The sequence below is a fragment of the Mesorhizobium calcicola genome (assembly GCF_042682105.1).
GTDB lineage: Bacteria > Pseudomonadota > Alphaproteobacteria > Rhizobiales > Rhizobiaceae > Mesorhizobium > Mesorhizobium calcicola.
In genome coordinates, this window is the sequence record NZ_JBHUGY010000071.1 from 111,780 (window position 1) to 136,857 (window position 25,078).

14 protein-coding genes are annotated in these 25,078 nt (G+C 60.0%); 6 read left to right on the top strand and 8 right to left on the bottom strand.

All coding sequences use genetic code 11. From position 1 onward, the window contains the following. The first annotated feature begins 128 nt into the window (after positions 1 to 128). Entirely contained in the window at positions 129 to 1,079 is a 951-nt protein-coding gene (locus ACFSQT_RS35670) for an SPFH domain-containing protein (RefSeq protein ID WP_379026725.1), read from the top strand. Positions 1,080 to 1,088: 9 nt separating this feature from the next. Continuing rightward, entirely contained in the window at positions 1,089 to 1,553 is a 465-nt protein-coding gene (locus tag ACFSQT_RS35675; RefSeq protein ID WP_379026726.1) for an NfeD family protein, read from the top strand. 4 nt (positions 1,554 to 1,557) lie between these two features. Here the strand turns inward: ACFSQT_RS35675 and ACFSQT_RS35680 are convergent, their stop codons facing one another. After that, on the bottom strand, positions 1,558 to 2,559 hold the full coding sequence (locus ACFSQT_RS35680; RefSeq protein ID WP_379026727.1) for a KpsF/GutQ family sugar-phosphate isomerase: 1,002 nt from the start codon (positions 2,557 to 2,559) through the stop codon (positions 1,558 to 1,560). Positions 2,560 to 2,809: 250 nt separating this feature from the next. Here ACFSQT_RS35680 and ACFSQT_RS35685 point away from each other — a divergent pair, with 250 nt between their 5' ends. Further along, positions 2,810 to 4,627: an outer membrane beta-barrel protein gene (locus ACFSQT_RS35685; RefSeq protein ID WP_379026728.1), complete on the top strand. Its 1,818-nt coding sequence runs from the start codon at positions 2,810 to 2,812 to the stop codon at positions 4,625 to 4,627. A 72-nt stretch (positions 4,628 to 4,699) separates the two neighbouring features. Here ACFSQT_RS35685 and galU read toward each other — a convergent pair whose 3' ends face one another. Next, a complete protein-coding gene (galU, locus tag ACFSQT_RS35690) occupies positions 4,700 to 5,614 on the bottom strand; it encodes a UTP--glucose-1-phosphate uridylyltransferase GalU (protein ID WP_379026743.1) in 915 nt (304 codons plus the stop codon). A 200-nt stretch (positions 5,615 to 5,814) separates the two neighbouring features. On the opposite strand from galU, the gene ACFSQT_RS35695 reads away from it, so the two are divergent. Together ACFSQT_RS35695 and ACFSQT_RS35700 are read left to right on the top strand one after the other, a co-directional pair. Further along, positions 5,815 to 7,038, top strand: coding sequence for a lytic murein transglycosylase (locus tag ACFSQT_RS35695; protein WP_379026729.1), 1,224 nt, complete (start codon positions 5,815 to 5,817; stop codon positions 7,036 to 7,038). A gap of 129 nt (positions 7,039 to 7,167) precedes the next feature. Continuing rightward, on the top strand, positions 7,168 to 8,394 hold the full coding sequence (locus tag ACFSQT_RS35700) for an SGNH/GDSL hydrolase family protein (RefSeq protein ID WP_379026730.1): 1,227 nt from the start codon (positions 7,168 to 7,170) through the stop codon (positions 8,392 to 8,394). 155 nt (positions 8,395 to 8,549) lie between these two features. Here ACFSQT_RS35700 and ACFSQT_RS35705 read toward each other — a convergent pair whose 3' ends face one another. The 6 genes from ACFSQT_RS35705 to ACFSQT_RS35730 form a co-directional block, all read right to left on the bottom strand. Further along, complete coding sequence (locus tag ACFSQT_RS35705) at positions 8,550 to 10,004, bottom strand: glutamate synthase subunit beta (RefSeq protein ID WP_379026731.1); 1,455 nt, start codon at positions 10,002 to 10,004, stop codon at positions 8,550 to 8,552. A gap of 140 nt (positions 10,005 to 10,144) precedes the next feature. Then, positions 10,145 to 12,394, bottom strand: a complete 2,250-nt coding sequence (locus ACFSQT_RS35710) for a glutamate synthase-related protein (protein WP_379026732.1) — start codon at positions 12,392 to 12,394, stop codon at positions 10,145 to 10,147. Positions 12,395 to 13,353: 959 nt separating this feature from the next. After that, the gene (locus tag ACFSQT_RS35715; RefSeq protein ID WP_379026733.1) at positions 13,354 to 13,497 is read right to left on the bottom strand and encodes a hypothetical protein; all 144 of its coding nucleotides are present in this window, start codon (positions 13,495 to 13,497) and stop codon (positions 13,354 to 13,356) included. A 1,648-nt stretch (positions 13,498 to 15,145) separates the two neighbouring features. Then, positions 15,146 to 15,334 (bottom strand): hypothetical protein, encoded by a 189-nt coding sequence (locus ACFSQT_RS35720; protein ID WP_379026734.1) that lies wholly within the window; start codon positions 15,332 to 15,334, stop codon positions 15,146 to 15,148. Between the two features lie 5,325 nt (positions 15,335 to 20,659). Then, entirely contained in the window at positions 20,660 to 21,112 is a 453-nt protein-coding gene (locus ACFSQT_RS35725; protein ID WP_379026735.1) for a hypothetical protein, read from the bottom strand. A 224-nt stretch (positions 21,113 to 21,336) separates the two neighbouring features. After that, positions 21,337 to 21,891, bottom strand: coding sequence for a lytic murein transglycosylase (locus ACFSQT_RS35730; RefSeq protein ID WP_379026736.1), 555 nt, complete (start codon positions 21,889 to 21,891; stop codon positions 21,337 to 21,339). A gap of 1,441 nt (positions 21,892 to 23,332) precedes the next feature. Between ACFSQT_RS35730 and ACFSQT_RS35735 the strand changes: the two genes are divergently transcribed. Beyond that, on the top strand, positions 23,333 to 23,479 hold the full coding sequence (locus ACFSQT_RS35735; protein WP_379026737.1) for a hypothetical protein: 147 nt from the start codon (positions 23,333 to 23,335) through the stop codon (positions 23,477 to 23,479). Positions 23,480 to 25,078 lie beyond the last annotated feature (1,599 nt).

Consider the following 25,078-nt stretch of genomic DNA (forward strand, 5'->3'; position numbering starts at 1 on the left):
CCTCTGATAGCAGACCCATAAACAATCCATCATCACCTGATTGTAACGCACCTGAAACACACTTAAGTCTTTGCTGAAGCCGGGGGCGCGAGAATGGCTTGCGCGGCCTGCGTCTGAGGGAGAGCCAAATGGACTTCAGTGGTTTCGGCATTGCAATTGGTGCGCTTGCCCTTCTGGTATTGGTGCTTCTGATCAAGGGCATCAGGACAATTCCACAAGGTTACAACTATACCGTCGAACGCTTTGGCCGTTACACCAAGACACTGAGCCCAGGCCTCAATCTCATCACGCCGTTCGTCGATCGCATCGGTGCCAAGATGAACATGATGGAGCAGGTGCTCGACGTTCCGAGCCAGGAGATCATCACCCGCGACAACGCCATCGTCGGTGTCGACGGCATCGCCTTCTACCAGATCCTCAATGCGGCGCAGGCCGCCTACCAGGTTGCCGGCCTGCAGAACGCCATCCTCAACCTGACGATGACCAACATCCGTACCGTCATGGGCTCGATGGACCTCGACGAGCTGTTGTCGAACCGCGACGCCATCAACGAGCGCCTGCTGCGCGTCGTCGACGAAGCCGCGCATCCGTGGGGCATCAAGATCACCCGCGTCGAGATCAAGGACATCAACCCGCCGGCCAATCTCATCGAATCGATGGGCCGACAGATGACCGCGGAACGCAACAAGCGCGCGCAGATCCTCGCCGCCGAAGGCCTCAAGCAGTCGCAGATCCTGGAGGCCGAAGGCCGCAAGGAAGCCGCCTTCCGCGACGCCGAGGCGCGCGAGCGTTCGGCCGAAGCCGAAGCCCGCGCCACGCAGGTGGTGTCGGAGGCGATTTCCAAGGGCGACGTGCAGGCACTGAACTACTTCGTCGCCCAGAAATACACCGAAGCCCTGACCAGGATCGGCTCCGCCACCAACAGCAAGGTCGTGCTGATGCCGCTGGAAGCCTCGTCGCTGATCGGCACGCTTGGCGGTATCGGCGAGATCGCCAAGGAAGTCTTCCGCAGCGAAGGCACTACCGGCGCGCAAAGGCAGGCCGCACGCCCGCCTGTGGTTCGCCCGAGCGAGAACTGAGGGGTTCCGATGTTGGACAGTATCATTTCCGAACTCGGCCCTTGGAACTGGATGGTTCTGGGCCTGGTATTGCTGGTGATGGAAATCATCGCGCCCGGCATCTTCATGCTGTGGATCGGCATCGCCGCCCTGATCATCGGTGCGGTATCGCTGCTGATCTGGGATGCGGCCATCTGGACGTGGCAGGTTCAGGTTCTTGCCTTCCTGGCGCTGTCGCTGGTCTCGGCCTATGTCGGCAAGCAATTGGTCGGCGGTCGCAACGAACCGACCGACCAGCCACTGCTCAACCGGCGCGGCTCGCAGATGGTCGGCAAGATGGCGACGCTCACCGAACCGATCCGGGATGGGCGTGGCCGCATCAAGCTGGGCGATACGCTGTGGCGTGTCGCCGGCCCGGACCTGCCGGCCGGCACGCAGGTGCGGGTGACGGCCGCGGCGGACACCGATCTGGAACTGACCGTGGAGCGGGTCTGAACGCTCAGGCCGCGCCGATGCGCAAGAGATCGTGCAGGTGGATCAAGCCGACTGGCCGCCTCCCCTCCACCACCATCAGGCTGGTGATGGCCGAATTGTTGATCGTCTGCAGCGCCGTTGCCACCAAAGTGTCCGGCGACGCCGTCTTCGGTCCTTTTGTCATCACCTCATCCACCGTCATCGCCAGCAGATTGCTGCCGATGTGACGCCTAATGTCACCATCGGTGATGATGCCGACCAGCACGCCGTCGGCGTCGGTGATCGCCACGCAGCCAAATCCCTTGCGCGACAGTTCCAGGATCGCATCCTGCATGCCGGTGCCCGTGGCCACCAGCGGCAGCCTGTCGCCGACATGCATGATCTCGCGGATCTGCGTCAGGTTGGCGCCAAGCTGGCCACCCGGGTGAAACGTGCGGAAATGGTCCGGCGTGAAGCCGCGCGCCTCAAGCAGGGCGATCGCCAGCGCATCGCCCATCACCAGTTGCAGCAGCGTTGACGTCGTCGGTGCCAGGCCGTGTGGACAGGCCTCAGGCGCGCGCGGCAGCAGCAGCACGACGTCCGCGGCCCGCGCCAGCGCCGATGTCTCTCCGGCGGTTATGGCGATAAGCGGAATCGAGAAGCGCCTGGAATAGGCGACAATGCCCATCAGTTCCCTGCTCTCGCCCGACCACGACATGGCGATGATGGCGTCGTCCTCGGCGATCATGCCGAGATCGCCGTGATTGGCTTCGGCGGGATGGACGAAAAAGGCCGGCGTGCCGGTCGAGGCCAGCGTCGCCGCGATCTTCGAACCGATATGGCCGCTTTTGCCGACGCCAGTGACGATGAGCCGGCCCTCGATCTTCGAGATCATGTCGACGGCCTGGGCGAAAGGTCCGGCCAGTCCGTTCTCGAGCGCCTCGGCGAGGGCCGCGACACCAGCCTGCTCGGTTGCCACCGTTCTCAGCGCCGAGGCGATCGACGCTTGCCTGTCCAAAGGCTTCTTATCCAGGGATCCCGCATGCATGGCTGATGCGATTAGCGCTTTGCCGTCCCGCTGTCCAACAGAAATGGCCCCAGGCATGTCGCCCCAATGTCCGCGGTGGTTCCGGACAGCGACAAGCACGAGAGCAAAGAGCTTAACGCACGCGGCATGAATCTGTTGGGAAATCGGCGCTTGAGGCCACTGACGGACCACCGCCTCAACCCTCCGTTAACCATCCCCATTTACGGTTCGGTAAGTATGGCGCGCGTGCGCCGCGCAAGCAGTGGTGGCGATGTCCGGGGTCCAGCCAGAAAAATCAAGTGGACGAAAGGCCAAGGCGGCCTGCGCCTTGCTGTTGGCGACCAGCATGCTTGCCTTGCTGCGCCCAACGCTGCTCCATGCCCAGGAAACCGAGTTGCGTGGCGAGGTCTCCGAATCGGCGATCCTGTCCGACCAGCAACGCAAGGCGAGGCAGCTCGCTCTGGCAACCCAAGGCCGGCAGGCACCGACCAACGCGGGGCAGGACAATGCGCCGGCTCGAACTTACCTGCCGGCCAGCGCCGGCGCCGTGCCCGACGACACCGACACCGGCACTGCAGCCGCGGCCGGTAGCGTTTTTGATCCGCCGCAAGCCACCGACGATACCTTCGCCGACACCCCGGCATCGCCAAAGCCTCGCCGCCGACCATCAACTGCCAGGCAGAATGCGGCGGACAACGCCAAGGACAAGGCCGCGGACAAATCGAAGAAGAGGAAAAAGTCGACGACCGCGACCTCGGGCGCTACCGCGACCTCGGACGCCACCGCAATCACGGGCTCCACTGTGTCTACGATCGATGATGCCGACAGCAATGACGCGGATCAGGAAGCGGCCAACCGTCGCGCCGTCACCATCGACAGTGTCGACCGGCAGAAGCTCGACCCCGGCGCCGCGCGCACCGGCTCCATCGAAGGCCAGAACACGAAGGCCGAGGACGATCCGTTCGCCGCCACTGGCGTCAAATGGGGTTCGTTCGTCATCCGGCCGACCTTCGAACAGGGCCTGACCGCCACGTCGAACGGCGATTCGAGCAGTGCCGGCAAATCGGCGCTGCTGTCCGAGACGGCGCTGCGCTTCTCCGCCGCCTCCGACTGGCGCGAGAACTCGGCGACGATCGACGGCTATGGCCTTTTCCGCGAGACCGTGTCGGGCTACCCGGTTCACAACGAGCAGGGCCGCATCGAAGGCCAGCTCAACGTCGACCTCGACAACGAGTTGCGCGCCATCGCCAAGCTCGGCTACGAGGCCGTACCGGAATCGGCCTCCTCGCCGGACGCCATTGCTGGCGTCGACACGCAGCCGCTGCGGCAGACCGTGGACGGCAGCCTCGGCATCGAGGAGGAAGCCGGCAAGATGCACTATGCATTGACCGGCGCCGTCACGCACGACTTCTATGGCGACGCCCAGCTTTCGGATGGCACCTCGTTGTCGCAGAAGGATCGCGACTCCACGCTCTATACGGCGACGTTGCGCACCGGCTACGAGATTTCTCCCGCACTCACCCCTTTCACCGAAATCGAGGTCGGTCGCAGGATCTATGATCAACGCGTCGACACCGATGGCTTCGAGCGCTCCTCGACGCGGCTCGGCGCGCGCGCCGGCCTTGAACTCGACATGGGCGAGAAGCTGTCGGGCGAATTCTCCGCTGGCTGGCTGCGGGAAGCGATCGACGACAACAGCCTGGAGGCGATCTCGGGTGCGACGGTCAACGCCGACCTCAGATGGTCGCCGGAACGCGGCACCACGATCGGCCTGACCGGGAAGACCACCGTCGAGCCCACGACCAGCGCCGGGCAAAGCGGCGATATCCTCTATTCGGGCCGCTTGACCGGCGAACGGCGGATCCGCGCCAACCTCACCGGAAATGCGGCTCTGGGCCTGGACTGGCGCGACTATATCGGCGTCGACGGCCATGACATGACCTTGAGCGCCGAGGCCGGCCTGACATGGTGGCTGAACCGCTACGCCGGCCTCGCCACCCGGGTGAGGACCGAAAAGCTGACCAGCAATCTGCCGGGCCGCGACTACACCGCCAACAGCATCTTCCTGGGCGTGAAGGTGCAGCGCTAAGGCCTGCACGCACCAGGGGTATGTCGAGAGTGAAATCCGGCCGTCGCCGGCCGGCTGAACATCGACGTGGCCTTAGAGAGCCACGCCGTGGCGCTCCGATGGCTTCAGCTCGTCGAGCAGCGTGCGGATGACGCCGGCCATGCTGTGGTTCATGTCGCTGCGCCACAGGGCGAAGGCGACATTGGCCTCGACGAAGCCTTCTGGCGATCCGCAATCGAAGGTGCGGCCCTGATAGTGGTAGCCATAGAAAGGCTGCTGCTTTTCCAGCTTCAGCATCGCGTCGGTGAGCTGGATCTCGTTGCCGGCGCCCTTTTCCTGGCCTTCGAGGATCTTGAAGATCTCGGGCTGCAGGATGTAGCGGCCGTTGATGTAGAGATTCGACGGCGCCGAGCCGGTCTTCGGCTTTTCCACCATCTCGGTGATGCGGAAACCGTGATGGGTGTCCTCGCCACGGCCGACGATGCCATATTTGTGGGCTTCGGCCGGGTCGCATTCCTGCACCGCGATAATGTTGTTGCCGGTTTCTTGGTAGAGCTCGACCATGTCCTTCATGCAGCTCTTTTCCGACTGCATGATCATGTCGGGCAACAAAAGCGCGAACGGTTCGTCGCCGACCAGTTCGCGCGCGCACCAGACGGCATGGCCAAGGCCAAGCGGCACCTGCTGGCGGGTGAAGCTGGTCTGCCCCGGCCCCGGCTGCAGCCGTTGCAGGCGGGCAAGCTGGTCGTCCTTGCCGCGCTGGGCCAGCGTGTCATAGAGCTCGAACTGGACGTCGAAATGATCCTCGATGACGGCCTTGTTGCGGCCGGTGACGAAGATGAAATGCTCGATGCCGGCCTCGCGCGCCTCATCCACCACATACTGGATGACCGGCCGGTCGACGACGGTCAGCATTTCCTTGGGGATGGCCTTGGTGGCCGGGAGGAACCGCGTGCCGAGACCGGCGACCGGGAAGACTGCCTTGCGAACTCTCTTCATGCTGTCAATTATCCGTTTGATGGCCTGCTCCGCAATCCCCGTTTCAAGACATTTTCACGCCGGAATTGAGGACTACTGGACACTGAAGGGGAGCGTTCACCGGTAAAGCTTCGAGGCGTCTTTTCGTTCCCGGCGGCACCTATGGTAAACTGATTCCTAACCTGGTTCGGCGATGAATGGTCTTTCCTGACACAGAGAAGGAGGAAAAGATGTCCGTTCGCAATGCCGCAAGACGTTTTACCAGCGTCATCGCGGCAGCCAGCCTCTCGTTCGCACTGCTGATGCCTGCTGGCCCCGCTTTCGCCGATGCCGGTTTCCGGCAATGGGTCGCCGGCTTCCGCGCCACCGCCGTGCAGGGCGGCATTTCCGGCGCGCTCTACGATCAGGCCTTCAAGGACATCAAGGATATTGATCCGGTGGTGCTGGAAAAGGCGCGCACGCAGCCTGAATTCACCGCACCTGCCTGGGATTATTTCGACAACCGCGTCCACGATCAGTCCGTCGCCGTCGGCCAGCAAATGGCCAAGAAGTGGAAGCCATGGCTGGACAGGATCGAGGCCAGGTTCGGCGTCGACCGCTACGTCCTGCTCGCCATCTGGTCGATGGAATCGAACTATGGCGAGATCCTCAAGCGCGACGACATCATGCGCAATGTCGTGCGCTCGCTGGCGACCCTGGCCTATGCCGATCCGAAGCGGGCGAAATTCGCCCGCACCCAGCTGATCGCCGCGCTGAAGATCCTGCAGACCGGCGATATCGATGAAAGCCATCTGAGCGGATCCTGGGCCGGCGCCATGGGCCACACCCAGTTCATCCCGACCAGCTATCTGCACTACGCCGTCGACATGGATGGCAATGGCAAGCGCGACATCTGGAATTCGATCCCCGATGCGTTGGCCACAGCCGCCAACCTGCTGAAGAAGAATGGCTGGCAGGCCGGCAAGACCTGGGGCTATGAGGTCACCTTGCCTGCCGGCAAGCTTCCCGGCGGCTCCAAGACACTGTCGCAATGGCAGGCGCTCGGCGTCGTCAGGGCCAACGGTAAGCCGTTCAAGAACGGCGGCGACAAGGCGACGCTGAAAGTGCCGGACGGCCGCGGCGGGCCAGCCTTCCTGATGATCAAGAATTTCTCGGTCATCAAAGCCTACAACAATGCCGACAAATATGCGCTTGCCGTCGGTCTTCTTGCCGACGAAATCGCCGGCTCCAGCGGTCTCGTGCAGGATTGGAAGCGGCCTTTCACCAAGCTCACTTTCGAGGAAAGGCAGGAGCTGCAGAAACGGCTTTCCCAGAACGGCCTCTATGACGGCAAGTTCGATGGCAAGATCGGCGACGGCTCGAAGTCAGCCATCATGGCCTTCCAGGCCAGGGCCGGCTTGACCCAGGACGGCTATCCGAGCATGGAAGTGCTGAAATGGCTCCGGCAGAAATAGAGCCACCTGCGGTGCCGCGCGGCCTTTCGGACGCGCAAAGGACACTGTAGCAATCTGGTTTGGCGCAATGTCCTTTGAATAGTCGACGCGACTTTTCAAAGGAATTGCGCCAAGGGATGGAGGAACCGATTGGCTTCGGCTGCGCGCATCGCAGGGCTTGTTCGTCGCATGCCGGTGCTGATTCTGGCCGTCGTCGTGCTCGCCGTCGGCGCGGCTGGCGCCTTCCATGCGCCGGCCATGGCACAGGAGCAGGAAGATCGCGGCTGGTCGTTGCGCGACCTTTTGTTCCCGCGCCGCAGCGAACGGATCGAGCCGCCGCTGAACATCCAGAAGGCGAAGCCAAAGCCGCGCAAACCCCGCGTCCCGCGCGCGCCGGCCGAACCGCAAATACCGATCGCCGAGAAAGCGCCGGATGCCCGCACCGTCCTGGTGGTCGGCGATTTCATGGCGTCCGGGCTTGCCGAAGGCCTTGACACCGCCTTTGCCGAAAACACCGGCATCAGGATCGTGGTTCGCAGCAATGGTTCATCCGGCTTCGTGCGCGACGACTTCTACAACTGGCCCGAGCAGATCAAATCGCTGATCGAGACCGAGAAACCGGCGGCCTTGGTCGTCATGCTGGGTTCCAACGACCGTCAGCAGATGAAGGTGGGGGATGTGCGCGAGCAGCCCCGGACCGAAAACTGGACCAAGGAATATGAGCGCCGCACCGATGCACTCGGCAAGGCCATCGCCGACGCCAAGGTGCCCTTCCTGTGGGTTGGCATGCCGGCGTTCCGGTTGCCGAAGATGACCTCCGACATGCTTGCCTTCAACGACATCTACCATCAGGCAGCGGAAAGCCATGGCGGCGAATTCGTCGACGTGTGGGATGGTTTCGTCGACGAGAACGGCGCCTTCGTCACCAGCGGGCCGGACATGAACGGCCAGCCGGTGCGGCTGCGTGCCGATGACGGCATCAACGTGTCGAAGGCCGGCAAGCGCAAGCTCGCCTTCTATACCGAAAAGCCGCTGATGAAGATCCTCGGCCTCGCCGCGCCCGGAAGCGTGGCCCCGGCGACCGCGCCGGCGGGCGCGCCCGTCGAGGCGCCTGGGCCGGCCGCCGCGCCCATCGTCATCGACCGCACCGCGCCGATGCTGCTCAGCGACCCGGCGCTCGACGGCGGCTCCGAACTTTTGGGCGCGGCACCGCCGGCAAAGCCCAATCCGGACCTGCCCGGCGAAAAACTCGTGATCGAGGGCAAGGCATCCCAGGCTTCGCCCGGCCGCGCCGACGACTTCTCCTGGCCACCCCGGCCGCAGCCTGCGGCGGCGGCAGCCGCCGCGACCGACACAACGACAGCGATCAGTCCTTAGTATCGCAGAGCGTTATGAGGCCGTTTCGAAACTCGCTCCCGCGAGTCATATGATGGCGGTTTCGAGAACCGAGCGGAGCGTACATTCAGGTACGCGAGCACCGGAAGCGCAGAAAACGCCTTCAGATGGCCGCGAGAGCAGAGTTCCCAACGGGCTTAGCTCGGCAGTACGGTCGACCCCATCAGCGCCTCGTCGATCGAACGTGCTGCCTGGCGGCCCTCGCGGATCGCCCAGACGACCAGCGACTGGCCACGACGCACGTCGCCCGCCGCATAGAGCCTGTCGACACTGGTCTTGTAGTCGCGGTCATTGGCCTCGACATTCCTGGAGCGGCGGCTGTCGGTTACGATCTTCATCTGGCCGTCCAGTTCCCCAACCAGGCCGGCGGTGGTCGGACCGGCAAAGCCGATGGCGATGAAGGCGAGATCGGCGCGGATCACGAATTCGGTGCCGGCGATCGGCTTGCGCTTCTCGTCGACTTCGCAGCATTTGACGCCGGTCAGCTGGCCCTCCTCGCCGATGAATTCGAGCGTCGCCACCTGGAATTCGCGCTCCGCCCCTTCGGCCTGCGAGGACGAGGTGCGCATCTTGGTTGCCCAGTAGGGCCAGACCGAAAGCTTGTCTTCCTTCTCCGGCGGCTGCGGGCGGATGTCGAGCTGGGTGACGCGCACCGCACCCTGGCGGAAAGCGGTGCCGACGCAGTCGGAGGCGGTGTCGCCGCCGCCGACGACGACGACATGCTGGCCGCCGGCGATGATCGGATGCGACGGCCACGCCACCGACTGGATCGGCTCGCCGCCGACCCGCCTGTTCTGCTGCACCAGATAGGGCATCGCATCATGCACGCCGCCGAGATCGTCGCCGGGGATACCGGCCGCGCGCGGTGTTTCGGAACCGCCGCAATAGAGCACCGCATCATGTTCGGCGAGCAGCTCGGAGACCTTCTTGTCGACACCGACATTGACGCCGCAATGGAAGGTCACGCCCTCGCCCTGCATCTGCTCGATGCGACGATCGATGTAGTGCTTCTCGATCTTGAAGTCGGGAATGCCGTAGCGCATCAACCCGCCCGGCCGGCTTTCGCGTTCATAGACATGAACGTCGTGGCCGGCGCGGCCAAGCTGCTGGGCGGCCGCCATGCCGGCCGGGCCGGAGCCGATGATGGCGACCCGCTTGCCGGTCTTCTTCTCCGGCGGATAAGGCCGGATGTGGCCGGTCTCATAAGCCTTGTCGGCGATCGCCTGCTCGACCGTCTTGATGGCGACGGGAATGTCCTCGAGGTTCAGCGTGCAGGCTTCCTCGCAGGGCGCGGGGCAGATGCGGCCGGTGAACTCCGGGAAGTTGTTGGTCGAATGCAGGTTGCGGATCGCGTTGTCCCAGTCGCCATTGTAGACGAGGTCGTTCCAGTCCGGGATCTGGTTGTGGATCGGGCAGCCCGTCGGTCCGTGACAGAACGGAATGCCGCAATCCATGCAGCGCGCGGCCTGTTTCTCGACCTCCTTGTCCGACATCGGCAGCGTGAATTCGCGGAAATGCCGGATGCGGTCGGAGGCCGGCTGGTACTTGTGCACCTGCCGGTCGATTTCGAGAAAGCCTGTTACCTTGCCCATAGTCCAGTTCCTGCTGTCCAGATGGTGCGGTTTTCGCCGCACCCGTTAACCTCTTGAGGCAGCCATGGCAACCTTGCCTCAGAGGTCAAACTGTCGATGAAGGTGGCCGGGAAACCTGGGCCTCCCGGCAATGCATAAATCTATTCCGCCGCCACGCCCATGCGCATGCGTTCCATCTCGATCAGCGCGCGGCGGTATTCGACCGGCATGATCTTGCGGAATTTCGGCCGGAATGTCGTCCAGTCGTCGAGGATCTCGCGGCCGCGCACCGAACCGGTGTAGTGCACATGGTTCGAGATCAGCTGATAAAGCCGCTCCTCGTCATGGCTGGTCATGTCGCCGGACACGTCGACGCGCCCCTTGTGATCGAGGTCGCCGCCATGGTGCAGCAGCCTTTCCATCAGGTCGTCTTCTTCCGGAACCGGCTCAAGCTCGACCATCGCCATGTTGCAGCGCTCGGCGAAATCGCCCGCCTCGTCCAGCACATAGGCGACGCCGCCCGACATGCCGGCGGCGAAATTGCGGCCGGTCTTGCCGATGACGACGACGATGCCGCCGGTCATGTACTCGCAGCCATGGTCGCCGACGCCTTCGACGACGGCGACCACGCCCGAATTGCGCACGGCGAAGCGCTCGCCGGCGACGCCGGCGAAATAGGCCTCGCCCTCGGTCGCGCCGTAGAGCACGGTATTGCCGACGATGATCGACTCAGCCGCGACGATCTTGGCCTCTTCCGGCGGCCGGATGACGATACGGCCGCCCGACAGGCCCTTGCCGACATAGTCGTTGCCGGCGCCGACGAGATCGAACGAGATGCCGCGCGCCAGGAAGGCGCCGAAGGACTGGCCGGCGGTGCCGGTCAGCTTCACCGAGATCGTATCCTCGCGCAGGCCCTTGTGCTTGAAGCGCTTGGCCACTTCGCCAGACAGCATGGCGCCGGCCGAGCGGTCGACATTGCGGATGTCGACCTCGATCTTGACAGGCTGCTTGCTTTCGAGCGCGGGCTTGGCCAGCTCGATCAGCTTGCGGTCGAGCACATCGTCGATCGGATGCTTCTGCCGCTCGGTCCAGTGCACCGCTTCATGCGGCGCGTCCGGCTTGAAGAACATCTTCGAGAAATCGAGCCCGCGCGCCTTCCAGTGCACGATCAGGTCGCGCTTTTCCAGGAGATCCGTGTCGCCGATGATCTGGTCGATATGGGTGTAGCCCATCTCTGCCAGCAGTGCCCTCACCTCTTCCGCCACGTAGAAGAAGAAGTTGATGACATGCTCGGGCGTACCCTTGAAGCGCTTGCGCAGCACCGGGTCCTGCGTCGCGACACCGACCGGACAGGTGTTTAGATGGCACTTGCGCATCATGATGCAGCCGGCCGCGATCAGCGGCGCGGTCGAGAAGCCGAACTCGTCGGCGCCGAGCAGCGCGCCGATGATGACGTCGCGGCCGGTGCGCAAGCCGCCGTCGACCTGCAGCGCCACGCGTGAACGCAAGCCGTTCAGCACCAGGGTCTGGTGCGTCTCGGCAAGGCCCATTTCCCACGGGCTGCCGGCATGCTTGAGCGAGGTCAGCGGCGAGGCACCTGTGCCGCCATCATAGCCCGAGATGGTGATGTGGTCGGCGCGCGCCTTGGCAACGCCCGCCGCAACCGTGCCGACGCCGACTTCCGACACCAGCTTGACCGACACGTCGGCCGCCGGATTGACGTTCTTCAGATCGTAGATCAGCTGCGCCAGATCCTCGATCGAATAGATGTCGTGGTGCGGCGGCGGCGAGATCAGGCCGACGCCCGGCGTCGAATGCCGGACCTTGGCGATGGTGGCGTCAACCTTGTGGCCGGGCAATTGGCCGCCCTCGCCGGGCTTGGCGCCTTGCGCCACCTTGATCTGCATCATGTCGGAGTTGACGAGATATTCGGCCGTCACGCCAAAACGGCCCGAGGCGACCTGCTTGATCGCCGAGCGTTCAGGGTTCTTGCCGCCGCCGGGCAATGGCAGATAGCGGTCGGCCTCTTCGCCGCCCTCGCCGGTGTTCGACTTGCCGCCGATGGCGTTCATGGCGCGCGCCAGCGTGGTGTGCGCTTCGCGTGAGATCGAGCCGAAGGACATCGCCCCGGTCGAGAACCGCTTGACGATGTCGGCCGCTGGCATGACGTCGTCGAGCGCGACCTTCGTGCGGCCGGTTTCTTCCGCCAGCTTGATCCTGAACAGGCCGCGAATGGTCTGGGCGCGGGCCGTCTCGCTGTCGATCTGCGCCGAATAGTCCTTAAACGTTTCCCACGATCCCTGGCGCACGGCATGCTGCAAGGTGGCGACCGCGTCGGGCGACCACATATGCGCCTCGCCGCGCATGCGGAACATGTATTCGCCGCCGACCGCAAGGTTGTTGCGCAGCACCGGATCGTTGCCAAATATATGTTAGGAGTTTTTGGTCGGGGGCTTTTTTTCGTCTGAGCGATCTTGGCCTAGAGATCTATCGTCTTCCAAACTTCCCTTCTATCAATTTCTCTTTTCCTTTGACATAATACTTCTTCCTACATCTCTCTTCATCCCTATTTCTTCTAAAATCGTTCTCTCCTCAATATTACTTCTATTTCGAATATCCCATCTTTTACTATCCCCTTTAATGATTTTCCCTTGTTCCTATCTTACTTATTTATCCTCTATCTACTTTTATTTCTTCCACCTCTTTCTTCATTTTCTCCTCTCTTTTCATTTCTAGCATCGTTTCGTAATGCAATTTATTTATTGTTTTTTATCTCTCTGCTTTGTCGTTCCTTTATAAGCCGTTCTATTCATCATGAAATGATTTCCCTTCTCTTCTTCTCTCCTTTTCTACCTACTAAGTCCTACCTATTTTCTCATTCCCCTTTCTTATCATTTTTTTACATTCACCTCTTCCTTCTCCATCATCTCCTTTAGTTTCTTATCCTTTCCTTCCACTCCTGTCTTTCTGCTACCAGTTATTGATTCATTTTTTGTAGTCCTCCTTCATGACGCCTTGGCCTCCTCCTCTCCTCTGCCTCCGACAATCTTTCTGTTTCTCCTGTTCAATTCTCTCTTCCCCTTCTTTCTATCCATATTTTATTTCTATCTCTTTTTTTCCTAATCTATCCTTCTGTTTTTTCACCTATTTTATCTAAAACTACACTTTTCTTCTATCTCGAATTTTACAAATTAAAGATAAAAAGAACAATATCAATCAACACCACACTTAACTAAAGATACTTTGAGGTTATTATGGGAAATAGTATCTGATCTCATTACACTTTTTTTCCTACTCCATCTTTCCCCACACCTATTATCTCTTCTACGAGACCACAATACTGTCTTACATCATACCTTATTTCTGCTCATTAATTTTCCTCTTTCATTTCAATGTCTTCCCTCTCCGCTGCTTTTTCTATCTTTGTCTTGATTCTCTTTCTCCTTCTGCTACAAACATCATCATCCTTTCCTACCTGTTCTCCAGGTTCTTTCCTTACCTTCTTGCGGTCCATCTGCCGTATCTCTTCTAATTGCTATCCTGTCCGTCTATTCCTCACCGACTCTTAATCCTCCTTTCTCTTGGCTCTTCACCTCTTTCTTCTTCACTTCTTCATCTTCGTTCTATTCCTCTCTAACGTTTCTATCATTTTTCTTCTGCCTTTATTGTTTTTTTTTTCTTTCTCCTTCTCACTTTCTCCTAGATTCTATCAAAATTGACTCTTACCGTGTTTCCTTCGTACAGCTCTTCTCTCTACATTCCGGCAATCTCGTCGAACTTTCCTAAATCTTTTTAGTCTCCTCCATAAGTGTCTTCTCATCTCTACATACATCACTTCTATCTGTTCAATTTCATCCTCACTTTTACTTTCCAAAAAAAAAAAACAAATTGATGGCCATCTCGACCCTATCATTTTTCCTAATTGCTGGGCTGCGCGAGCAGATTTTCGAACTCCATCGTCTGGAAGAAGGCATTTCGCGTGCAGCATGTAATTGTTCACCGAGGCACCGCGACATTTATCGAATTCTTCGTTGTCTGTTACTAGATCGCTTCCGTAGACTCTCATACCAGCCGACAACCGTGAACGGTTTCGTGCAACCTCTCCGGGTGCTAGAAAGGTGTGTAATAAGAAAAGGAATAGAAGTTTTAAGAAGACAAAAAAAGTAGAAGATAATAGTGGCGCAACAACCTTTGTCGTTCGGCGGTCCGAATACATTTTCCGCATGGGTGTGGGGTTGTGCGCCTGCGATGCGCATATTGTTTTCGCCGCCGAACGCGGGGTCGTCCTCACCCCTTGTGCATCATTCCGTTGCTCGCAGGGGATCTTGTGGTAAACGTTTAAGGACTATTCCCTGCTCAGCTCATCGTACATGTAGAGTGCCCCGCGCACCAAGGACCATTCGCAGCGGCCTGTTCAGTGGATCAAGGCTTGCGTAATAAAACCTTCCGTCACGAATTCGCTGTCTCCGTGACTGACTTCATGCCAGCGTCCTACAGTCGGTCCATTGGTTTCTCGACCTGTGCGATTTCCTTCGGGTCTCTATCTCACGTCTAAGCGCACACACACGTGCTTGCGCGCCTAGCCATGAAACGCCCATCGTGCGGCAAGTCTGAACAGCCACTGCGATGGTGCGTTGCGAGAGCGCCGACCGCTATCTCTTCCATTGCCCGTCTGTCTGTCAATAACCTCCTTAACGCTCGTCTATCACGTCAGGTCTCCTCGTTCCTTTTGTTTGGGCGTGTCTTCCTAAATATCTCTTCAACTCTCGCATTATTTCATGATCAAGCTTGGTTTCTCAAATTGCGCCAAGTGTTCCGCGTGCTAGGGCGGCCAATTTCCAACTTCCACAAGTTTGACAGGACGGGCCAATTGGTTATCTACCAATCTCCGAAAGTTCCCTGCATTCTTGACTCCGGTGCTTCGGCCTTAATCCTCTATTTTGTGGTCCTGCCGGCCTCCCCTACATCTATATTCTATCTAGTATCTGTCGGCAGTGGCTTATCTAACTATCTGTAATAACTTCATATCCGTCTTCCTACTTTTTCCTTTCACTCTTTTGTCGGAATTCTTCGTCTTCTTAATTTTACTTTTTTTGTTTTTCTAGGCCTCTCTTCGTTTCGTTTGCCAAGATGGGGGGGGGGGGGGGGCGTGCGCGCCTACTTCACATCAACCATCCTATTTCTTTTCTATTACATTTCTGCACATGTTCCCGGCGGGGATCTGCCGCTCTTACCTCGGTCTGTCTCGAAGCATCAATTTTTAATCCCTTTAGTGCCGTCATCCCTTTTTTAAATGTTTCCTTTCCTGTATACATCAAATACCATACCTTCTTTTTCTTAATGGTATACATTCATTGCTGTTCGTTATCTCTTAGGCGTTGAGGGGCTCTGGGGCTTGCAGGTCGACACGGGGCGTCTTTGCGCGACTTGGGGGCCTCCGCGACGCCGACGATCTCATCGGCTCGCTTGACTTTGCATTCCTCCGCTACTATTTCCTCTTTTCTCTCTTCGACGCTCTGCATTCCCTCCTTTATAGACTCTTCCCGCGTTCATTATAGCTCGAATTCTTTTCCCCCTCTAAACACCGGATCGCTTTCCTTTTGCTCTCCGGTTTCCGGACCTTTTTCTGTTTTGTCACTGCATTAAACTCCTTTTCAGTCCTATCAATCGCTTCAAAGGACAGTTTACCATCCCTTATCTATGTTCCATCCAAACCTATCTTTCTGTATACTTCTTTTACTTAAGATTTGATATTTCACTCTCTACGTCTAATATTTTCTACCACCCGCTTCATTCTCACCATTCATCATCTTCTACTCACTTCTCTCCTATTCAAAATCTCCTTACCTTCTCTTGTAGCACAAACTTTTTCACTGCTCTCCGTTTCATCTATTCTGCAGTTCCTAAATCATATTTTTCTTTCAACGTCCCTAGTAACATCGATCCTCCTTAAGTCCTTTTCACTTTCCCCGGAGTCTAGCGTCAGGAAGGCATGCTACCCGATCAGACATGCTGCTCGGACCCGCAAGACTTGATACGAGCTTGACCAACGCCCCGGCGCTCGAAAGCAATGCACAAGCCCTGTCAAGGATCCAGGAGGGTCAGTACACTTCCGCAATGTCGACCATGCGCTCATGTGTCTGATCTCCGGCGCCAATGCTGTCTGGCGAAGTGCCAGCGTGCTTCAGATTCCAAGCACCTAGGGCCTGCGCTAGATACGATCTCGGTGAAGTCTTTGACCTAAGGGCGTCACCAACCTGGCCGTTCCCTATAGAATGATTTTCCTTCGGCCGGGTCTGTGTCCTTCCTGGGCTACGCACCCTATGGGCCATTCTCCATTGGTGCGCGTGAACTCTCGGAAGTCGCGTCGTCCGTCAATCGACTATGTCTTGGTAAATATAGGGGCCTTGTCGGGCGGGGAAATCCGGTTTCCGCTCACCCGAGGCCCATACGTGCTCCGGAAAGAGGAAGAGTGTGTCCAAGGATCAGTCTGCGGCTCGACACCGGAAGTCGATCAGATGGGCGTCGTCAATTTACCTTGTTGCTCGCCTGGGCGGGTACGACGTCGTCAGATAAATGCGTTACGCGCGGGCGGATTAGGGCGAAAGGCCCTATTTTCGCCTTCGCGGGTCGCCTGCGGACGCCTCTTGGTCTGCCTTGTTCTCAACTTCGGGGGCGTGGGCTCTCCTGTTCCGGTCGAAGGCGTTCCTGGGCGACACTTGGCTCGCGAGTCCATGACCAGGCGGCATCGTCGTCGTCTCTCGGTACAAGACAAGCGGAAACCGGGCCTCCGAGCGAATTTCGCGCGAGCCGGCATTTTCCGGGAGCGGCGTGCTGTGCCTATGGTGCTGCGCATCACGTGAGGCGGGCGATTTCGCCGCCCGCCGTGCTTGGTCAACATGGCGACTGGTCAGCGTGTGAAGGCCGTTTTCCGGCAGACAAGAAACCGCTGTGGACGGTGCCGAGTGGTAAAGGCTGCTTGCCAAAATATTGCGGCCGGACCCCGTCAGGATCACCACAGTGTGTCGCGTCGACGTGTCCCGGGCGACGATGACGCCAGGGCCTGCAGCCGGAGGAGGCGGACTTTATCAGCTCGGATTCTCGGACACCATGTGCGGATCGCTGACACTAGCCGAAACAATAGATAATACCGGTTTCGGGTGCGCGGAACCCCGTGAGAGTCGCGAGATCCCGCGACGACTGGACGCATTCCTGCCGAATTCCGCAGATTCATTATGCCCGGTCGAATTACCGCCGCGCGCTGATCTGCGATGGAACCGCCCATTGCGCATGGGCGTGGCGGCGCATAATATTTATTATTGCTTGCCTACGGGAGGCCCAGAGGTTTCCCGGCCCACCTAAAATAATCGACCGAGTGGAAAGGAGAGATAAAGCAAAAAGAGAGGCGAACAAGTTTTGACCTCTGAATGCAGGTTATGTGCCATGGCTTGCCTCCAGAGGGTTAACGGGTGCGGCGGGGCAAAACCGCACCATCTGGACAGCAGGAACTGGACTTATGGGCAAGGTAACCCGACCGGCTTTCCTCGCATTCGACCGGGCAGGTGCACAAGTACCTATTTGTATATCCGGCCTTCCGGACCGCATCCGGGCATTTCCCGCGAATGCTCTACGAGCTTGTATAGCGCTGCCGATGTCGGACAATGGAGGTCGAGAAACAGGGCCGCGCGCTGCCATGGATTGAGGCATTTCCCTTCCTGTCACGGGACCGACGGGCTGGCCCGCAGCCACTAACCAGATACCCGACTGGAACGGCGACCCGTCGTTCTACAATGGCGGACCTGGGACACTAGAAAAAAAACCAACAAAAGAAAAAAAAAAAAAAAAAAAACAACAAAACACAAAAAAAACAACCTGAGCGATATACCGCAACGCTGCATAAAAAAACACAAAACATAAGGACAAAAACAAAAAAAAAAATCGACCAACAACTTCCCTGGAGTTCACACCGTTGCCGCATCAATCTCTGCCCCGCGCCCTGCGAGGAAGCCTGACACGCTGACACCTCGATGACATTCCCCGTTCGCCTATAAGAACGTCGGGAACGAGCAGGGATCCGCCGCGGCAAAGGCTTATTGACCGGCCACATCCGGCCTTATAATCCGCCGGAGAGAAGACCGGCAAGCGGTCGGCCCATCATCGGCATTTCCGGCCCGGCCGGGCAATGGGCGGCCTAGGAGTAGGACGCGTGGCCCTGGGTGAGTTGGTCAGCTTGTCCGCCAGTGGGATAGCGAAAGCGGCTCGGGCGGTTGCTTTTGAAGGTGTCGCTCGTAGTATTGAGAGCGGCAGAGTGTCCGGCGCGGGCGACTGTCGAAAGATCGAGAACACTACATCTGTTCATTCGTCGCATCGAGCAGAATTGCAGGGCGAGGGCGTGACCTTCCCATTGCGGCGTCAATGTCGGTGTCGACAAGAAGGTCTCCGAAGCCTGCTCGCGCGACCATGATGCGGTGCTCTTTGTGAGAGCGGTTTCCAAAGACACCGGCGCGCTGGCGGGGAGGGCTGGGGTGTAGGAGTGCCGGGGTGACTCCTCTCCCCCGGCTACGATCTCTTAGGCGCCGTGCATGATGTGCCGAGCCCTATTCTAGGTGCAGGTTAGGCAGAAACGAGGCGGTCGGGCGGCCGCGCCGTATCCATCGGGTGGCGTGGCCAAGTCGCAGTAGAAATAAGGAAGGTGCCGGGGGGAATCATCGCCGGCGGGGCCGAGCATGTCGTCGTATCGGTTTCGGTGTCTGCTGCGAGCGACTGATACCCAGGTCCCCGTGCTCCCGACTCGGGTTTCCTGGTGCGCTCGGCACGCCGGCTTTGGTTCCTCCGCCAGGGGTGCGGTGCGCCTCGTGCACGGGCCACTCCTGGCTGTTGCGGCCTGGTGAGCCAGGGGGAAGGAGTCCGACGGTAAGCTTTCGGTCTGGCCCGGTGGGCACTTTGCGGGGCCAGTTCACAAGATAGCGCATGCTCGGTTGGACATGGCCAACGGTGGAGCACTGGGCCCTGGGTCTCGTGGCGCGGGCCGTGGGGTGGGGGGGGGGAGGGGGTCGGGAGTACAGCAGGGCCGAAGGTGCGGAGCGCCGAATTCCCAGGTGGCGACGCTCCGAAATTCCCATAAACAACGGCGAGGAGGGCCGCTGAACCGGCGTCAAATGCTGCGAAGCTCGAAGAGAAGTCGCAAGAGCCGATCGCCGGGCAAACCGAATTTCGTGAATCCGCCCCCGCGCCCGATTCTCGCCTTCATCGCCATCCGGCTTTGCCGGTCCGTCCGACCAGCGGACAAAAGACGGCGGCGCCGGGGGCCTGGGGGGGTTGGGGCCTGGACGGCCAGATGCAGATCGTAAAACCGTGACATGCCGGCCGCTTCCAGGATGTCGAGGGGCGAATGACCTAGCGACGTGGTCTGCGAGTGTACCGGAGGGGTGGTACGACAGAGGGGCTCTAGTGGGGCGGGCGGACGGGTGCTGGCGGGTGCGGGTGGCCAAGTCGCCTGGGTCGTCTGGGCGATCCGCGAGGGCCGCCAGGAGCACGTTCGATCGACGAGTCGCTGATGCGGGGGTCGAGCCCGTACTGCCGGTTAGCTAGGAGGGGCCGGGGGCCGGTTGGGGTCTCGCTGGGAACGTTGTGCTGGCGGTGTGGGGTGGGCGGGAGGGGGGGGGGGGTCGGGGGGAGGGCGGGGGCCGGGGGAATGCATGAAGGCGTTTTCCTGCGCTCTTCCCGGTGCTCGCGTACCTGAATGTACGCTCCGATCGGTCTCCCGAAACAACCATGCCAATAATGACTCGCGGTGAGCGAGTTTCGAAAACGGCCTCATAAACGCTCCCCTGCGATACTAAGAATGATCGCTGTCGTTGGTCGTCGGTCGCGGCCGGCTGCATCGCCCCGACGCAGGCTGCGGCCGGGGTGGCCAGGAGAAGTCTCGCCGGCGCGGCCGACGACGAAGCCTGGACCTAGGACTTGCCCTCAGATCACCCCGAGTTATTTTCGCCCCCCCACGGGCAGGTCCGATTTGGGCTTTGCCCGGCGTAGCCCAACAAACGCGACCAAAAGTTCCGGACCTGCCCGCCGTCGAGCGCGCATGGTCCGCTGAGCAGCATCGGCGCGGTGCGGTCGATGAACGATGGGCGCGCCGGCCGCCCACAGCGCCTCGACGGGCCGCCGCCAGGCGTCCCCCCCCGGTCGCCGGGGCCCCACGCTTCCCGGCGCGGCGAGGCCGAGATCCTTCATCAGCGGCTTTTCGGTATAGAAGGCGAGCTTGCGCCTTGCCGGCATTTCGACAAACACGTTGATGCCGTCATCGCACGCAGCCCACACACCGGCTGGCCGTTCAATGTCCGGCCACCGCTGGTGAGAAGGCGCCGTTCTCGTCGACAAAAACCATCCCACACTTCTAAACGAATTCGCCGCCATGGCTTTCCGCATGCCTGATGGTATATGTCGATGAAGGCAGCATGTCCAGAGGTCATCTCGGCAAAACCGGAACGCCGGCATGCAACTCCCACAGGAAGGGCACCTTGGCGTCGGCGATGGCCTTGCCGAGTGCATCGGTGCAGGCGCTCATATTCCTGGTCCAGTTTTCGTCCGGGGTCTGCTCGCGCCACATCCCCCCACCATCACTGCTGACGGCGGCAAACCCAGCATGACACAAAGGCCGCCGGCCTTATCTCGGTCTAGATCAGGCGAATTGATCTGCTCGGGCCAGTTTTAGAAACGTCGCGCACGACACCAGATGAAACCTTGATGCGAACCACGATCCTGATGCAACGAGTCACGTTTTCGGCAAAGGCGGGGTCAAGGCCTTCTCCAGCCCGGACGCCATGAAATCCCGACCACCAGAGACTGAGTTCGGGCATCCGGCGCTTCCCCCCCTCATCCCCGGCCGATCTGGTATTTTCGGTTCGGCCGGCGCGCGCGGGAACCCCGGGGTTTGCGCGGACTTTGGCTTCGCCTTCCTGGATGTTCAAGCGGCGGCTCGATCCGTTTCTCGCTGCGGGGGCGCGGGAACAAAAGGTCGCGCAACGACCCAGCCGCGATCTTCCTGCCCCTGTGCCATGGCCGGCGCAGGGAACGGCGCCAGCCGCGCCGACGGCGAGCAGACGAACGGCCAGAATCAGCACCGGCATGCGACGAACACCCTGCGATGCGCGCAGCCGAAGCCAATCGGTTCCTCCATCCCTTGGCGCAATTCCTTTGAAAAGTCGCGTCGACTATTCAAAGGGGACATTGCGCCAAAACCAGATTGCTACAGTGTCCTTATTGCGCGTCCGAAAGGCCGCGCGGCACCGCAGGTGGCTCTAATTTCTGCCGGAGCCATTTCACAACTTCCATGCTCGGATAGCGTCCTGGGTCAAGCCGGCCCTGGCCTGGAAGGCCATGGATGGCTGACTTCGAGCCGTCGGCCGCCCGATCTTGCCATCGAACTTGCCGTCATAGAGAGGCCGTTTCTGGGAAAGCCGTTTCTGCAGCTCCTGCCTGCTTTCCTCGAAAGTGAGCTTGGTGAAAGGGGCCGCTTCCAATCCTGCACGAGACCGCTGGAGCCGGCGATTTCGTCGGCAAGAAGACCGACGGCAAGCGCATATTTGTCGGCATTGTTGTAGGCTTTGTGACCGAGAAATTCTTGATCATCAGGAAGGCTGGCCCGCCGCGGCCCGTCCGCACTTTCCAGCGTCGCCTTGTCGCCGCCGTTCTTGAACGGCTTACCGTTGGCCCTGACGACGCCGAGAGCGCCCTGCCATTGCGAACAGTGTCTTGAGCCGCCGGAAGCTTGCCGGCAGGCAAGGTGACCCTTCATAGCCCCCCAGGTCTTGCCGGCCTGCCAGCCATTCTTCTTCAGCAGGTTGGCGGCTGTGGCCAACGCATCGGGGATCGAATTCCAGATGTCGCGCTTGCCATTGCCATCCATGTCGACGGCGTAGTGCAGATAGATGGTCGGGATGAACTGGGTGTGGCCATGGCGGCCGGGCCCAGGATCCGCTCAGATGGCTTTCATTCGATAATCGCCGGTCTGCAGGATCTTCAGCGCGGCGATCAACTGGGTGCGGGCGAATTTCGCCCGCTTCGGATCGGCATAGGCGCGGTCGCCAGCGAGCGCACGACATTGCGCATGATGTCGTCGCGCTTTGAGGATCTCGCCATAGTTCGATATCCATCGACCAGATGGCGAGCAGCGTAGCGGTCGACGCCGAACTGGCCTCGTCCTGGTCCAGGGGGGGGGGGGGGGGGGGGGGGGGGGGGGGGGGGGCCATGCTTCACTTCTTGGCCATTTGCTGGCCGACGGCGACGGACTGATCGTGGCGACGCGGTTGTCGAATAATCCCAGGCAGGTGCGGTGAATCAAGGCTGCGTGCCCGCCCCTTTTCCAGCACCACCGGATCAATATCCTTGTGTCCTTGAAAGGCCTGTCTAAAGCGCCGCCGCCGGAAATAAATAGCCCGCCCGGCCCGCCGGCGTGCGCGGAGCCGGCGACCCATTGGCCGGGAAAGACCACTGGCGGATTCGGGCGATGAGGAGGTATACTTAGAGCGATGGAAGGGGGGGGGGGGGGGCGATATGTCTTTATGTTGCCTTGTGGAGCACTCTTTGTCATAACAGGCATAACATCAATTGAAACGAGAGGCTGCTGCTGCCTCGATTGACGCTTTTCCACCTTCTTTCTTCCTTTCTCACTTCCATCTTTTCCTCCTTCCTTTTTCATTCCCTACCTCTTCATCTCCTCCCCTTTTCTTCCTTCCTTTTCCCCTTCTTTTCCTCCTTTCACCTCCCTACGCCTCGAAAGCTTTACCCGTGAAACGCTCATGGACCCTTTCAGTTCCAGTAGGGTCCCTCAATTCCGTGGCGTGAAAATTGTCTTGAAACTGGGATTCGGAGCAGGCCCATCACACGGATCATTGACAGCATGAAGAGAGTTCGCAAGCAGTCTTTCTCCCGTGTGCCGGTCTCGGCACGCGGTTTCCTCCCGGCCACCCAAGGCCATCTCCCAAGGAAATTCCGGCTGACCGTTCGTCGACCGGCCGGGGGGTCATCCAGTATGTTTGGATGAGGCGCGCGAGGCCGGCATCGAGCATTTCAATCTTCTTCCCTGGCGCAACAAGGCCGCATCGAGGTCATTTCGACGTCCGTTCGAGCTCTATGACACGCTGGCCCAGCGCGGCAAGGACGACCACTTTGCCCGCCTGCCACGGCTGCAGCCGGGGGCCGGGCAGGACCAGCTTCACCCCCCAGCAGGTGCCGCTTGGCCCTTGGCCATGCCGTCTGGTGCGCGGCTAGCGAACTGGTCGGTCGACCGAACCGTTTCGCGCTTTTGTTGCCCCACATGATCATGCATTTTTGTGGAAAAGAGCTGCATGAAGGACATGGTCGAGCTCTACCAAGAAACCGGCAACAACATTCATCGCGGTGCGGGAATGCGACCCGCCAGAAGCCCACAAATTATGGCATCGTCGGTCCAGATGCGAGGACACGCCATGTCCGGTTTCCTTTTTTTGGGGTAGGGTCTGTCATCCAGGGGATGTAGTGCCCCGCATCTCAACCGAGTATGGTGGAAAAGCCGAGACCGGCGCGGCGCCGCGCGAATCTCTACATCAACGCCCGCTACACATCCTGCAGGGCCTCGAGATCTTCAAGGTATCCTCGAAGGCCAGGAAAGGCGCCGGGGCAACGAGATATCCAGCATCAACCTTGACAGTTAAAGTTGTTCCCCGTGTTGTTTGGACGTCGATGCTGCGAGTCTGGGAAAAGCATGCAGCCTTTTCTATTGGCTTACCACTGATCAGCGGGCCGCACCCTTGCGATTGGCGGATCCCAGAAGGCTTCGTTCGAGGCAGCCAATTGTCGCCTGTTCGCTTCCTTTTTCCTCCGCATGGCTTCGTGTCTGAGCGCAGACGGACTGAACCTTTGTTCCGTTGTTTTCATCTCACGCTCTAATTTAGCTCGGTCGTTACATTTACCCCTGTTTGGCGTGCAGAGCTCTTATATGCGCTGCAACCTTTCACCTTGTTTTAATGTGGGGGTTAAGTTATTATGCCAGGAAGATGCTGTTGGCGGTCGTGTGTCGCGGGCGCCCGGCATATTGCTGGTCAGACGCTTTTCGGGTCCTCGGAACCTCGTGTCGGCGAGGCCGGCGTAGCGGGTTCAGAGCCACCATGTCAGCGGCCAGGCCGGTCGGGCGCTCCAAGGTCATGTCCATGGCCGTCGACTCCGAATATGTCGCGCCAGTCCGAGGCCCAGAGGACCGCATTTTTTCCGGTGAGGTTGGCGCGGACTCCGCACGTTCCCCCCGCCGTCCACCAAGCGGCCCCGAATAGAGGATATCGCCGCCTTTGCCCCGGCGCTGGTTCGTGGGGCTCGACGTGGTCTCTCCCGGTCGTAGGCCGATCGTAGGGCCTTTTGGCGTTCCGTGCCGACTCATCTGAGTCCGGCGTTGACGCGTCGCACGCCGAGCATCTGCCTGGCCAGGCTGTTTGGTCGTCGATCGCTTTTTAGGTTTACCCCGTGCAGGTCCAGCCACGTGAGAATTCGCCCGACACGCTTGTCTCAGGCCCGATGGTCGAGTTCAAGGCCTGGACTCGCGCGCCGAGCCGCTATCGAGGAGCGGCCTCCTCGAAGCCATCGGTGTCGACTGCGTTGATCTGTGATCCTGCGACCGACCTCGATTTTTCGGTGAAAGGGTGAGTGCGGGAGAAATCGTTCGTACCGGTGCGCACAACGTCGCCGTATAGAGCGTGGAGTCGCGATCCTTCTGCGACAACGAGGTGCCGTCCGAAAGCTGGGCGGCGCCATAAGAAGTCGTGGCGTGACGGCGCCGTTCCAATGCATAGTGTCTTGCCGGCTTCCTCCTCGATGCCGATGCTGCCGTCTCACGGTCTGCCGCAGCGGGCTGGCGTGTCGACGCCAGCAATGGCGGCCGGTCGAGGAGGCCGATTCCGGTACGAGCCATCGAGCGGGCTTGGCGATGGCGCGCAACTCGTTGTCCGAGAGTCTGACGTTGGAGCTGGCACTTCGATGCGGCCGTCTGCTGCGTTGTGTGAACGCGGGTCGCCCGACACTGTCCCTCGCGGAAAAGGCCATAGCCTCCGATCGTCGCCGAGTTG